Genomic DNA, 14,769 nt, shown 5'->3' with positions numbered 1-14,769 from the left:
ACACGATGTTTTAAGTATGCTTATATCACGGGATCACATTATATATAAGTGCCGATGCACTCAAATTATCTGAGTCTTTTACATAACGATATTGTTTCTTCCAAAACCAACTACCTGTGGTTTCATCTACGGTTTCAAACCCTAGCGTGTCGTCAGCTACCGTAATGTTATTCATCGCAATCGTTACATTTCCTTGGCGCTGCGCTTGTTGAATCTCATTATGACTGTAACTGTTAGTCATCATTAATGGATAATGATATGGCATAAAACTATTAACAGCATCACCTTGCGATTTTAAACGCCCATTAGTGTCAATATTGGTGCTACAGCTACCAAATGAGTTTACCGAGCTTGCACCACATGATGAGTGAGTAGCCACCACCGAGTCGTCATTACCGCGTAAAAATCCAGCCGTTAAACCTAAGTAAGCATTACCATCGGCTACAAAACGTAAACGAGGTGTGCGTGCATCAGGTAATGGCGCAATTCTGCGTGCATTATTTACTTTTAAATCGTGCAATACGCCTACCGCCTCATTAACTTCACTGCCTAACCACCACGTTAGCGCGGCATCTACAGCAAAATTCCACGATGCGCCTGTTAATGTACTCACCGCTAAGTCGGCCAATTCACTGCCGCCACCAGCACCGGCTAAATCAAAGGTGGCAATAATATTAAGCGGCTGTAATCCGGCATTTGCAAGCCAGTTTTCTTGGTTATCTATAATATATCGGGCAACTAAGTCACCGGTTGAATGAGTCACAAATACACAGCCTGGCTCGCATAGATTTGAGCGAGAAATTTGCTGTAGTTTAGGCCATATCCAATCGGTGGTGATTTTTCCTTCTATTCGTTCATATGCAGGCCAATCGATGCGCTCGTCTGCGCGGTTCACCCAATAAGACTGCCAATAGCTTTGTCCATCGTTTACCACATCACTGGCTGCTCTATTGGTAAGTTGTGATACCTGCAAACCATGAATTAAAATTACCTTATACTCTTTACTGAGCGCAGAAAAACTCATTAGCAGGCTTAATGCTGCTGCAAATAAAGAGACGCGTTTAAATATGTGTGTGTTGTTCATATTAATCCTTAACTGATTCAATATTTTTATTATGCTTAGCTTGTTACACGCTGTTGTCGGTGCATGGTAAAAGCAACGCATTGACCAGTATTGGGAACAAAGTTAAAAAATGCAACATTTTGTTATCATTTTCACTGTTAAGGCTAAATATCTGCGTTAAAATACGACAAAAGCGCTAAACTATTGTGCTATTTGGAACAGTTTATGGGCTTTATAAACCGCCATTGAAAACACCGTGAGCTTTTTTGTTAACTATCGCACTGCACTACTTTTTATCAGCGTAATAGCGTAAGTTAGTTACATACGAACAACCAAGGAATCATAATGATAAAAAAAATAATATGTGGTGGCTTTTTATTAACCGCCATTTCCGCCCCTAGTTTTGCCGCGAGTGTTAACACCCAACTTGAACAAGCAACACAAAGTGTGAGTGAAAAAGTCATTACATGGCGTCGTCACTTACATCAATATCCAGAGCTGAGTAATCGCGAATTTGAAACCGCCAAGTACATTACTCAACATTTAAAATCACTAGGTCTTGAAGTGCAAACTGGTGTTGCGCATACCGGTGTTGTGGCTAAATTAAGTGGCGGTAAAAAAGGCCCTCTAATCGCATTGCGTGCTGATATGGATGCTTTACCGGTTACCGAACAAGTTGATTTACCCTTTGCCTCTAAACAAACATCAACCTATCGTGGCAATGAAGTAGGCGTTATGCATGCCTGCGGGCACGACACTCATGTTGCTATTTTAATGGCCGTGGCAGAGTCACTGGTAAAAATAAAAGATCAGTTAGCGGGCGAAGTACTGTTTGTATTTCAACCGGCTGAAGAAGGTGCCCCCGAGGGCGAAGAAGGTGGCGCTGAGCTGATGTTAAAAGAAGGCTTATTTAAGCAAAAGCCTGAGGCCGTGTTTGGTTTACATGTCACGAGCTCACTCAATACAGGGCAAATTGGCTTTCGTGAAGGGCCACTAATGGCCAGTGAAGATTCTTTCACAATTAACGTAACGGGGCGTCAAACACATGGTTCACGTCCATGGAATGGCGTAGACCCAATTGTTGCTTCATCACAAATTATTATGGCAACTCAAACAATCGCCTCTCGCCAAGTTGATGTAACTAAAGCACCTTCAGTCATTTCGTTTGGCGCAATTAATGGCGGCATACGCTCAAATATAATCCCTGATAATGTAGAGCTGATTGGTACCATTAGAACCTTTGATCAAACTATGCGCGCCGATATTAAAAAACGTTTAGCTAAAACCGCTGAGCTGGTTGCCGAATCCGCTGGTGCAAAAGCTGATGTGCATATAGATCACGGCTACCCTGTAACAGTAAATAATGTTGCACTGACCCAAAAAATGACCCCTACACTTGCCCGTATTGCAGGTGCTGACAACATTATTACCACAGATTTGATTACCGGTGCAGAAGACTTTAGTTATTATGCGCTAGAAACCCCTGGACTGTTTTACTTTTTAGGCGTTACTCCAAAAGATCAAAACGCTAAAATAGCGCCAAGTAATCATTCACCTCAGTTTTATGTTGACGAAAGCGCATTACAACTTGGCGTAGAATCATTATCTCAACTGGTCGTTGACTACTTACAATAACAACCCAGTATAACAAGCACAGGGCTAATAACCTGTGCTTATGTTATAGAGAGTGTTATTCAGCTAATATAAATCCCCAATCACTTACCTTTAATATCTAATATAAATTCTCAATCTGGTAAGGACACCTCAATGACGGCAGAGTATTTTAATTTTTTAAGCCTAATTGGCGTGGCATTCTTTGCAATTTCAGGTGCATTATTAGGCCACGACAAAGATATTGGTGGATTTGGAGTGGTGGTTGTTGGATCAGTCACTGCGCTTGGCGGTGGCACGCTCAGAGACATACTTCTTAATCAACCTGTATTTTGGATAGCCAACCCCGATTATTTATATGCCACCTATGGCGCTATTTTTGTCACCGTTATGTTTATTCGCCACTTGCCCGACCTGTCTAACTATTACATGTTACTGGTTGATGCCATCGGTATGGCTATTTTTAATGTGGTCGGTATTGAAAAAGCATTAATTGAAGGTACAACCATGGTGGTTGCGCTTACAATGGGAATGACGACGGGTATATTTGGCGGCTTAATACGTGATGTGATCTGTCGAGAAGTACCGCTGGTGATGCGCGAAGAGCTATACTCCACCGCGTGTTTTGCAGGAGGCTTAACCTATGCCACGCTATTTTTATTAGATGTCCCTTATTTATGGTGCATTATAGGTTCATTATTGGTAACCGTTTTTCTAAGATTAGGCGCACTGCATTTTGGCTGGCAACCCAACCTATTTAGAAAACGAACTCCAAAAATAAGAGATTAGTATAAGTATGGCTTTACACTAATCGCTCATACAAGCCTGACGCCCGTGATACACTTTTCCCCATGGCCAGTTGCAGCACTTTTTTATCTGCCACCAGCTCAAAGGTCTGTTTTGCGCGGGTAATTCCCGTGTACACTAATTGCCTATTAATACCGATACTCGCCTGCTTGAGCGGCGGTAATACCATCGCGGTATAACTAAACTCTGAGCCTTGGGATTTATGAATGGTCATTACATACACTTTATCGTGCGCCGGAAGCCGTGCGGGTGAAAATGCCCGTTCATTCCCTTGCTCATCGATAAACAGTGCCTTGAGTTGGCCGCTATCATCGGGCATTAGAATTCCTATATCACCGTTAAATAATTTTAGCTGGTAGTCGTTTTGACTAACCATTATCGGCATCCCTATATAATGCCGCTGATTAGGATTAACGCTAATTAAACCTTGCTGCTGTAATACCCGTTCAATACGCTGGTTTAAACTATTAACACCATAATCGCCTTCACGTACCGCAGCAAGTAACTGATAACTGGCAAAAGCTGCATGCACTTGCGCAACACTGGCACCTTGCGCTATCAGGGTTAGGTAATTAGCATAATGACTTGCGGCACTATTTACTAACTTTTCAATCGGTGTGGAAACAAAATCATAGTCTAAAATAATATCGCTAAAATGCCCTTCGCTGCTTTGTTGTTCAACGTAATTTAATATTCCTCGGTTGTTGGTATTAACCGCCAGCGCCAATTGACCTATGCCACTTTTTGCATCAAACCGATAGCTATGTTGTAAAAAGGCAATGCAGTCAGCAAGTTTAAACTCACTTTGACTTTGCGCTTTGAGTTTAACCGCGCCATTAAAGCACAGCGTATTCAATTGCTCACAGCGTACTTTTGAATAACACGGTGTTTGTCCAAGCACTAACCCTTGGCATAAATCACTCATTACACTGCCGGTATCAACCGAGGCGAGTTGGTCTTTATCGCCGAGTAAAATCAATCGAGCATGATCTGGCAAGGCCTCAATTAATTTAGCCATAAGTGATAAGTCGACCATGCTGGCCTCATCAATAATCAATACATCAACATGCAACGGATTGCTTTTATCGTGCCGAAATTTATTGGTAAATGGCTTAACTCCCAACAACCGATGAATGGTTTGCGCGCTTTGCGGGATCAACGAATTAATATCATCTGGTATTTCACTAAGCTTATTTTTAGCCCCTAAAATTGACTCTGTTAGTCGTGCCGCTGCTTTACCGGTGGGTGCTACTAATTTTATGCTCAATGGCGCCGCTTGATATAACGATTGTAAAATGGCTAGCAGCTTTGTTACTGTGGTGGTTTTACCGGTGCCAGGTCCGCCCGTGATCACACTAAAACCTTTTGTTGCAGCAATGGCACAAGCTACTTTTTGCCAATCAATGTCAATACTCGGATCATTAGGAAAGTAGCGGGTTAATAACTGAGCAAGTACTGCATCATCAATGTTAAGTTGTCGTTCGCTCATTGTCAGTAATCGTTGGGCAAGAGTCTGTTCATAGCCTGCTAAACGAGAAAAATATAATCGTTGATTAAACAATTGCAGCGGCTTTTGCTCCCCAACACTGTGATGTGAGAGTAAATAACGTATTGCTGCCTCAGTCGTAAAGTCATTACTAAATGGGCTGAGAGTGTCAGGCTGAGTGCTCTCTAGTTTAGTAAAGTCGCTTTGACGTAAATTAAACGGATTAGTCCAATCAACCTCTGTTAGGGTTAAACAGCTATGCTGGCTTTGTTGCGATAAACACAGCATTAAAATTATATAAAAGAGGTCGTCATACCCTTGCTGTGCGTTTGTGCCACTGAGTAATTCAGCCAGTTTTACATCAACCACTCGCACTCTATGTTCGTTTGTTAAATACGCTAGCAACGGCACGACTTTAATACTTTCGTTGGCCTGCATCGTTGGCTGTGCTGTTGTGAGCACAGGTTCATCTAAAGGCGCATCATCTAAGTCATCAAACAAACCCGGTTGTTGATTTAAACCACTCATAGCATGGCTCCTTGGCTAAACAAGCCATCTAAAATAACGACTTGATCTGCACTTAGCTGTTTAAAGTACACTCCCTCACCTGCTGGCATACCGCGTAAAAAAGTATAATAAACACCGCCTAAATGCGTCTCTATTGAATAATCGGGAATTCGCTGTTTAAGTAAGCGATGCAGCGCTACGGTATAAATTAAATACTGTAAATGATATTGGTGGCTGGTCATGGCTTGCTCAAGCTGCTCTGGCTCATAATCTGCGGGGATACTGCCCAAATAATTCGATTTATAATCTAAAATATAATACTTGCCTTGGTAGCAAAAAATTAAATCTATAAAGCCTTTTAGTAACCCTTTAACATGGGCAAACTCAAGTTTACTTTGGTTAAAGCCAAAATGTTTAATCAACACTTCATTAAGCTTAGGGGCACTGAGGCTGCTAAGCGGTAAGTTAAACTCCATTTCGACTAAACAGTCACTTGGCGCTAATTGGCTCAAACTTAAATTATTCTCGCTGCTTAACGGACAATTAAGTGCATCGAGTACCCATTGCTCGGTAATTTGCTGCCATTGCTCATCAATATGGTATTTTTCAAAAGCATGCTCAATCACAGCTGTTAAGTTTTGCTCTGTATTCGTGGGATGATTTACCGGACTGGTAAAATCAAGCTGCTCAAATATTTCGTGCAAACAACTCCCTGGTTTTGCACCCTTTGGAAAGCTATACGGCGAAAGAAGTTCATCTTGCTGCACAGCAAACTCATCTCTTTGATGATCTTCATCGCTGCGCCCTGGAGCAAGTTGATCAGCATGCTTTTTAAAGCTCAAAGCACTAAAGCTAGTTGCTCGCCAGTCACGTTCAATCTGTGCCGTTACTGTATTTATAAGTAAGTTTTGTTGTTTAGTGTCGCTGTTATTTAAGCGAAGTATGCCCTGCTCAAGTAATTCGCCTGAGGTAAATTGCTGGTATTGCATAGCATGATTAGCCTCACAAAATTCACTTAAATGGGTGCGCCACACTTGGCTGCTGGTTATCTCTAACCCTGAGAACAACACATGCCCCAGCGCACTACTTTGAATTGCTAAACGGCTACTTTGCCCTTGAGAAATGTTATACACGCCCAGCGAACAAAAATGCACTGCACGGGTCAGTGCGACATACAATAGGCGTAAATCTTCGGCTAGGCGCTCTTGCTCTGCTTGTTGCAAGGCGTCTTCGTCTTTACTTAAATCAAAAATTAACTTGCCGTTATGGTGATAAAGCGCGTCTTTAGTTTCACGATAACCACTGGCAAATGGCATAAATACCAATGGGTATTCAAGCCCCTTTGAGGCATGCATAGTCACAATTTTAACTAAGTTCGCATCACTTTCTAAGCGAACTTGCACTGTTTCGCCATCTTGCTGGCTCACCTTTTGCGCAAACCAACGCAACAAACGAAGTGTCCCTTCAAGCTCTATTTGTTTTTGCTGCAGTATTTCGCCAAGGTGTCTAAAGTCGGTAAGCCAACGTTCTACGTTATAGCCCAAGCCTTTCCATTTGGCACTGAGTTGATTATGACTCAGTAAGCGCTCAAGCATGGCCATAGCCCCTTGCTTGTGCCAAATATGGCTAAGTTGAGCAAAAAAGTTTAAGTGTTCTTGCCATGCATTTTCATCATCGGCCAAAGCAAAAATATCGTTATAGCTTAAACAAAATAACGGGCCGGCTAATACACCGCGAAGTAATGTCTCATCGTACTGACCATGCAAAGCCGTTAAAAAATTGAGCAAGTGATGACTTAACTCTTGGCTAAATACACTGTCGCGAGACAAATACACACTGGCAATATTGGCTTTGCTCAAGGCCTGCTTCATTATTTGTGCTTCAACGCGGTCGCGCACCAAAATACAAATATCAGCAGCACTGACAGGGTTAGCTCCAATACAGGCAACACCTTGGTTTGCTTGCTCAAGTAAAGTAACTATTTTATTAGCAAAATGGGTGGCTAAATGTGCTTGCCCTACGCCTTTACTGGTCGGCTTATTTTTTTCATCGCCGGCTTCATCTACAAACACATTAAATTCAAACGCGGTGGCAGGTTTATCGTCAATTAAAAACGACTCATCTGCTTTTTTACCCTTGGCTTTCACTTTATTAAATGGAATGGCGTCGTTATAAATAAAGCTGTTGTCGTATTTACTAAACAAGCTATTTACGCTGTTGACGATATCGCTGCTGGAGCGAAAATTAGTGCCTAGGGTAAATTGTTGCGACTGCTCTACGGCCTCTTTGGCACCAATGTAGGTAAATATATCTGCGCCCCTAAAGCCATAAATAGCTTGTTTGGGATCGCCTATCATAGCTAAAGTGGTATTGCTTTGAGCATAAATTTTACTAAAAATACCGTACTGAATCGGGTCAGTATCCTGAAACTCATCTATCATTGCCACCGGAAATAACTGCGCTATTTTTTGTGCGAGCACATCACCTTGTTCACTCTTTAAGGCACTGTGTAAATTAGTCAGTAAATCGTCAGGGGTGATCACGCTTTGTTCTTGTTTGCGTTTAACTATGGCCGCTTTTACCCAGCTCGCCGCATATTGCACTATCGCAATTTTTAGCCCTTGGTTGATGGTGTTGTTAAGTGCGGCTAAGGCATCGAATTGGCTAATAAGTGGATGAGTCAGTAATGTGCCATTTTTTTTATAATTAGCTGCATTACTTAAGTTCTCGCTACTCCACACCTCAAACGAATACTTACTGGTACCAAATTCAAAAAAGTCATCATTGCCTAAGCAAAATGCTTCAAGTGCAGCAAGACTGCCCTTTCGCCCAGGTGTTTTTGAGCCACTTAAATCGGATGCTTTAACAGCACCAATAAACTCTTGCTCTAGGCACGCTTTTTTAAAGGCTGGAACACGCGCCAAGTATTCATCTCGCGCTTGCCATACCGCATCTAAACTAACTTGCGGTGTTATCTCTGCGTTCGCTTTATTTAAAATACTGCTTACATGACTAAATAGTGATTCGGGCGCGGCAAATACAGCTAAAATTGCATCTGTTCTTTCTTTACTGAGTGGGTATACAAACGCACGCCAAAAGTCTTTTATGGTTTCAAGCAGTATCTCGCGCTCATCTAAAATAAACTCTAAGTTAAATGCGACCCCCGACTCAAACGCATGTTGTTTTAGCATCCGCTGACAAAAACCATGAATGGTAAAAATAGCCGCCTCATCCATTGATTTAGCTGCTGCATCGAGTAAGTCAAACGCACGATGCTTGTCATCAACGCCCGCTATCACACCTTCAATGAGTTCATCGTTTGGCTGTTGCCCCAATAAGGCATCGCGCGCGGCAATAATACGGCTACGAACACGGTCTTTAATCTCTTGGGTAGCCGCATCGGTAAAGGTTACCACCAAAATTTGCTCAACACTCAATGGCGTACTCAGCTCACCGGGTATTTGCATGCCTAATAAATAGCGTAAATACAAACCCGTGATCGTGTAGGTTTTACCTGTGCCAGCACTGGCTTCAATTAAGCTTTGGCCCTTTAATGGCATAGTGAGTGGGTTAAGCGCTTGCATAGTCACTCTCCTTGGCGTGCTCAAATAACGGGGCGAGTAATTTTTCGCTCCATTGTATAAACTCCTCTTGGCAATCATTGAGCGATTGCACCGTGAGACGAATATAAGGGTTTTCCCCTTCACCTCGGCCAATATACTGTGGGCTAAATTTACTGTTAGCTTTTGCCATATCGCCACCGCTTTTCACGTATTCATAACCACTCACCGGAAAAAACGCCACCGGCGCGTTTCGCAATGCTTTGTATAGTTCAAACCAATCTGCAAGCAGCAAGTCGGCATTGGCTTTACTCATAGGGGCAAAGCTAATTTGTTTATCTAAACCCAGTAATAAGGTTTCAACCTCTTGTTCCATGCTTTGAGCTGCCAGGTGATAAAGAAAGCCTTTTATTAAATCTTTGGCTTTAATACTGGCACTGCGGTAAAACACTTGTTTTTGCATATACACATGGTTAAGCCAGCCTTCAATGGTGGTATTTTCAAGCGCAAGTAACACTTCTATCGGTTCGCTTTTACCGGCTTTTATTTGCTCTTTTACTTGCCCTGCAAGCGCATCAACTCGGTGCTGCATACCCTCATAAATTAAGCTGCCAACATTGGCTTGGGGCAACTCACCGCGCTGCAGGATTTGCTCGGTACTGAGCGGCGTATTGTTAATGTTTGCTTCAAGTATTTCGTCAAGGTAAAAATAACGGCGCAGCGCATCTAGGCTAAACGGTTCTTCGTCTTTCGCTATATCGTTAAATTGCGGCAAGCGTAACCCTAAACTTTGTTGATAAAAGCTCTCTTGGGCATGGCATACACTACGAATAAACACATCAAGATCAAGTAGCTCTGGGGGTGTTACATCAAGCGCAGTGATTGCTTTTGGCTCAATAGCCTCGCTAGGCAGCCAAATTGGGTTATAGCTGTGATTGTTAAGTCCTGCCTGTTCAGCGCTAGCTGGCAAATAATAATGACTATTAAAAGGTTGTAAATGTTGTTGGCTAATAAGGCAATCTGGCAAGGGTTTATCACTGGGTTCGCTAAGTTTGAAGCTGCGACCTATGTATTCTAACAATTCACTGACAAGTGTTGATGGCATGCGTGGCTGGTTATCAAAACATGAGCGACCAATGTAGCTCATATATAAATTATCTCGAGCACTTAAGAGCGCTTCTAAAAAGAGGTAGCGGTCATCGAGTTTTCGTGAACGGTCACCTTTTTGCTTTTTCGAATAAGGCACTAAGTCAAAACCGATAGGCTGCACGGTACGCGGGTAATCGGCATCATTCAAGCCTAGCATACACACCACCTTAAACGGCACGGCGCGCATTGGCATTAACGTACAAAAGTTCACTTGTCCTACTAAAAAGCGCTGACCTACACCTTTTTCTTGTATACCTTGCTTGATTAGATAGCTCACTATGCGCTGCGAAACGGCTTTACTGTAGTCGCCGTTGTCGTGGTGCTTCGCAATGTCTTCGAGCACTTTTTGCAGCACTAATAAATCCCAACTATCATCGTTTTCGCTCTCATACACGGCATTGAGTAATTCACTTAATATATGGGCTTTATTGGTAAGCGTATCATCTGGGGTGAGTTTCGCTTTAAAGTCTTGAAGCACATCAATAAAATGCACCAGCTTATTGAGTGTGTCAAGCGCCATACCTTCTACTTCATCGGCGCTGTAAATACCATTAAATGGGCACTGTTCGTCGCGCATGGCAATCCCCAGTAATAAGCGGTTTAAGCCATGTTGCCAGGTATTTAAATCAATGGCGGGTAAATCAAAGCTTTGTTTATGCTCAGCGTTTACACCCCACTTTACCCCTACTCGCTCAAGCCAATAATGTATTTGCTCGTATTCATGGGCCTCTAGGCCAAATTTTTCGGCAATTTGCGTAACCTGTAATAAATCAAGAATATCCGACACGCCAAAGCGCGAAAACGGTAAATTAGCTAAACTGGCAAACGAGCTCAGTACTGGTTTTTCTTGCTCTATGGCTAAATCGGCAAGGGCGTATGGTATAAATCGGCTGCCCTGCGCACCACCAAAAACGGCCTCAATGTAAGGGCTATAAATACCTACATCAGGCATCATCACAATGATGTCTTTGGGGGTAAGCGTTGGGTTTTGATTAAACAAATTGAGTAAGTAGTCGTGCAGGCGCTCGACTTCCCTTAATGGCGTGTGGCAGTCACTTAACGTAATGCTGGTATCGTGTGCACTTATGGGCAGTTTACCCTCATCGTTTATAAACCATTCTTTGTTATCGGTAAGCGATTCACCTTTAAAGGCAAGTTGGTATATTTCACTTTGCACTTGCCCAAGTAAGGTATCGTCAAACGCATCAATAAAACCATCAATCCAACGGGCATCAAGCTGCACTAGTTGCTCAAAATAATCGCGGCCGAGTTTACCCCACGACGACAACAACGGATTACCAATAAAATAGTATTCTTCATCAGGATTCGTTTGCTTTTTTTGCTGCGCTTCCACCAGCGGCATTTTGGCGTATTTAGCGTTTATTTTAGCCGCTGTTTTTTCATCGATTATATCGCCCCAATAATGCTCGCTGGGGTTAAAAAAGAATAAAAACACCTCAGTTTTTTTACTCAAGGCTTCAAACACGTCAAGCTGTGAGCTGGCAATCGCAGATATACCAAATAGGCTAATACGCTTTGGCAATAAGCTGCTATCCATACTCTCAAGGGCGCTGAGTAATTGTCCTTGCATGTTGGCGCGGTGAAATTGGCTTTGCCCAAGTGTTTTACTTAATTTGACAAGGCGGCGCCACAAATCGGGTTGCCAAGGAGCAATGCTGATATCTACATCGTCAAGCGTATCAACACCGCTATCCCAAGTGGCTATCCAATGGGGGCGATACATTAAATATTGGTCGTACACATCGGCTATTTTTTCACATAGGGCAAAGGTTTTTTGGCCGTCAATATCCCCCTCTAAATAGGTTTTTAGGGGTAAATACAGTGGCTCGTCAATACAAGTAGGTAAAATTGCAAACAGTTTCCAAGCAAGGTTCGGTTTATTAAACGCCGACTCTTTAGGCACGTTTGGCAATAGTTGCTGGTACAACTGCCAAATAAAGCTCGACGGCAGCGGAAAGTCTACCTGCGCAGCCACGCCTAAATTTTCACTTAAACCAATTTTTAGCCACTGCGACATACCCGGCGATTGCACTAACACCACTTCTTTATCAAATGGGCTTTGCAACGGGTTTACCTTTAACAGTTGATGAAACTGCGCTTGCAGGGCTTCCATACGGTTTGATTGAATAATATTGAGCATACGATACCAGCCTTACTTGAGATAAAGCCAGTGTAAGGTATTTTCAATTTAAGCGGTAGCGCTAAGGAGGAATTGGCGTTAATAAATCAGCATGTTAGCCAGTAGCTAGCTGATTTTTTAAACGCACAGGACTCACTTTAGTCACTGTGCGTTTTTATATTAAACCAACTATTGGTATGGGCTTATGCTAGATAAGCTAAAGTCACTTTGCATTATTACGTTACCATCAATGCCTTTGAGCTTAAGTGACAAGCCTGGATCTGCTTGCTGCCAATCAATGGTTAAATCGCCATAGTTAACATTATGCGTGTAATCACCGACACGATGTTTATTTGGGCTAACGTCTTTCCATTTTTCAGTCAGGCCTGAGCTGGTCATTTCAAATAGTGGGTAATCAAGATTGTGTTGATACCTTGAAATTTCCCCCCAATGGGTATCGCCGCTGATGATCACCACGCCATTTATTTGGTGTTTTTTAATTAACGCAAATAAACGGTTTCTATCCTCTGGAAAATTTGCCCACGATTCCCAGCCAGTAAAATCAGGCAGTAACTGCAAGCTTGATGCAATTAGTTTAATCGCTGCTGGTTTTTTAAGTTCGGCTTCAAGCCATTGCCACTGCGCCTCCCCAAGCATAGACGCGCCTTTTACTTCGGTTGGACTGTACGGTCCTTGGTTATTTGCTTTACGCTTGGTGTAATACTCAAGTTCGCTCACTGAATTAAGCTTATCGCGATTAAAACGTAAGTCAGGCATGATCACTTGCACGGTTTGCTCGCCTTCGCCATACATGTACGAGGTATAAATACCATCAGCACGAGTGCGGCGCGCTGAGTTTGCCGGTTCATCCCAAAAATCGAGCATAATTTGCCGTGATGTTTCTTTATGCGGATACTCTTTACCCGCATCGTTTTGACCATAGTCGTGATCGTCCCACATGGCTATTAATGGTGTATTTGCTTTTAAGGTTTTAAAGCCAGGCTTTGCCCCTAATCGTTGGTATTTATTTTTAAGCACGGCCATGTCGTTAGTATCGCCATAAATGTTATCGCCTAAAAATATAAATAAATCACCCTGCTCTTTGTTAATCGCATTAAAGATGGGGATGTCTTTATCTTGATGCCCACACGAGCCAAACAATATTTTAGACGGCGCAGCCATTGCGCCACCACTAATAACAAAAGCAAGTAACAGCGCTGAATGATTAAAGGTTTTTAGTAACTGTTTCATTTTAAAATCTCATTAATAGCCGGTGCCATATTAGGGTTAATCGTGTTTGGGTTTTGCCCAAGTGCTTTTAAAACGGTGGCGGCAATTTGCGCTTGTTTAAGCTCATTATCGGTTTTTATTAAGCCATTACCTTTAATTGTAGGGCCAATGGCAGCAAGCCAAATATGCTCTGAGCCAATAATTCCCTCAGGAAATGCCTTTTTACCCTGCTCCGACTTTGCTAATGCCCGTTTAGAGCTGTGATGTTGCCAATCGTTTGCGTAGCTGCCACGGCCGTGATCGGTAGTAACAATTAACGTAGTATTATTTTTATAACCTGCCGTGCTTTGAATGGTTTGCCATAAATCTTTTAAAAATGCATCGCTTTGTTTGGCCGACTTTAAGTAAGCATCGTAATGGCCATCGTGAGCAAAGTCGTCAGTTTCTCCTAAGCTAATCACCAATAATCTTGGCTTTTTAGCCAGCATATAGGCTTTAGCAAATCGATAGGTAAAACTATCAAGCCGCACATTGTGCCATGGGCTGGGGATTTCTGTTTGTAATGCGTTTAACAGGGGCGCGTCGGCAAATAAATCATCGGCAATAGGCATAAACCCTGCATTTACATACACATGACTACGCTTAGTATTTACAATGTAAGGAAACACATCCCAGCTACCAAATAAAGCCGTGCTGTTTTTAAATTCAGGCTGCGCATCTAATCGCTCTAAAATGGTTTTATTTGGATTAAATACTTTATCGTTACTGTTAATGTTTTCATCCACTTCGCCGGTAAGAATTTCGTTATAACCAGGGTATGAAAAATACCATGGATTACTCACTGACATCGCTGAGCCGTTTGCTCTGTCGCCCATAATTACGCCTTGAGTGGCAATCGTTTGTGTTAAAAACGGCATTAATAATTGCTGGCGCTGTTGCACCCTTTCATCCCAAAATTCATTGCTTAACTGTGCTGGTTGCTTAACAAATTCTTTATTATTGAGCAGGTTTTTATCGGCACCATTAAATACTTCCTGCCAGCGCACGCCGTCAAGGGTGACTAACACTACATTTTGTTGAGCAGCCAATGCCACATTATTAAACAATAAAATTAAACTTAATCCGGTTATTTTTATCATGCTTTTCATGGTGTTCTCATCAACTTTATAGTGTAAAAAGCCCATCGATGATGGGCTTATATAAGGTTACTTTAGGT

At 42.4% G+C, this 14,769-nt stretch carries 8 protein-coding genes; 2 read left to right on the top strand and 6 right to left on the bottom strand.

Annotated elements, in window-relative coordinates; all coding sequences use genetic code 11:
• Window positions 1–25 precede the first annotated feature (25 nt).
• Window positions 26–1,084 (bottom strand): hypothetical protein, encoded by a 1,059-nt coding sequence (locus tag L641_RS0105645; RefSeq protein WP_024601373.1) that lies wholly within the window; start codon window positions 1,082–1,084, stop codon window positions 26–28.
• A gap of 324 nt (window positions 1,085–1,408) precedes the next feature.
• Here L641_RS0105645 and L641_RS0105640 point away from each other — a divergent pair, with 324 nt between their 5' ends.
• Window positions 1,409–2,698: an amidohydrolase gene (locus L641_RS0105640; protein WP_024601372.1), complete on the top strand. Its 1,290-nt coding sequence runs from the start codon at window positions 1,409–1,411 to the stop codon at window positions 2,696–2,698.
• Between the two features lie 132 nt (window positions 2,699–2,830).
• Entirely contained in the window at window positions 2,831–3,463 is a 633-nt protein-coding gene (locus L641_RS0105635) for a trimeric intracellular cation channel family protein (protein WP_024601371.1), read from the top strand.
• A gap of 13 nt (window positions 3,464–3,476) precedes the next feature.
• Here the strand turns inward: L641_RS0105635 and recD are convergent, their stop codons facing one another.
• From recD to L641_RS0105610, 5 genes are all read right to left on the bottom strand, one after another.
• Window positions 3,477–5,495 carry an exodeoxyribonuclease V subunit alpha gene (gene recD, locus L641_RS0105630; RefSeq protein WP_024601370.1) on the bottom strand — a complete coding sequence of 673 codons (2,019 nt, stop codon included), beginning with the start codon at window positions 5,493–5,495 and terminating at the stop codon, window positions 3,477–3,479.
• Window positions 5,492–9,058 carry an exodeoxyribonuclease V subunit beta gene (gene recB / locus L641_RS0105625; protein WP_024601369.1) on the bottom strand — a complete coding sequence of 1,189 codons (3,567 nt, stop codon included), beginning with the start codon at window positions 9,056–9,058 and terminating at the stop codon, window positions 5,492–5,494. The genes recD and recB overlap by 4 nt, the downstream gene beginning before the upstream one ends.
• Window positions 9,045–12,344, bottom strand: a complete 3,300-nt coding sequence (recC, locus tag L641_RS0105620) for an exodeoxyribonuclease V subunit gamma (RefSeq protein WP_024601368.1) — start codon at window positions 12,342–12,344, stop codon at window positions 9,045–9,047. The genes recB and recC overlap by 14 nt, the downstream gene beginning before the upstream one ends.
• Before the next feature lie 168 nt (window positions 12,345–12,512).
• Window positions 12,513–13,574: an alkaline phosphatase D family protein gene (locus L641_RS0105615; protein ID WP_024601367.1), complete on the bottom strand. Its 1,062-nt coding sequence runs from the start codon at window positions 13,572–13,574 to the stop codon at window positions 12,513–12,515.
• Window positions 13,571–14,701 (bottom strand): alkaline phosphatase family protein, encoded by a 1,131-nt coding sequence (locus L641_RS0105610; RefSeq protein WP_024601366.1) that lies wholly within the window; start codon window positions 14,699–14,701, stop codon window positions 13,571–13,573. The genes L641_RS0105615 and L641_RS0105610 overlap by 4 nt, the downstream gene beginning before the upstream one ends.
• Window positions 14,702–14,769 lie beyond the last annotated feature (68 nt).

This window comes from Pseudoalteromonas sp. TB41, from assembly GCF_000497975.1.
Lineage (GTDB): Bacteria > Pseudomonadota > Gammaproteobacteria > Enterobacterales > Alteromonadaceae > Pseudoalteromonas > Pseudoalteromonas tetraodonis.
This window is presented reverse-complemented; position numbering and strand designations above follow the sequence as displayed.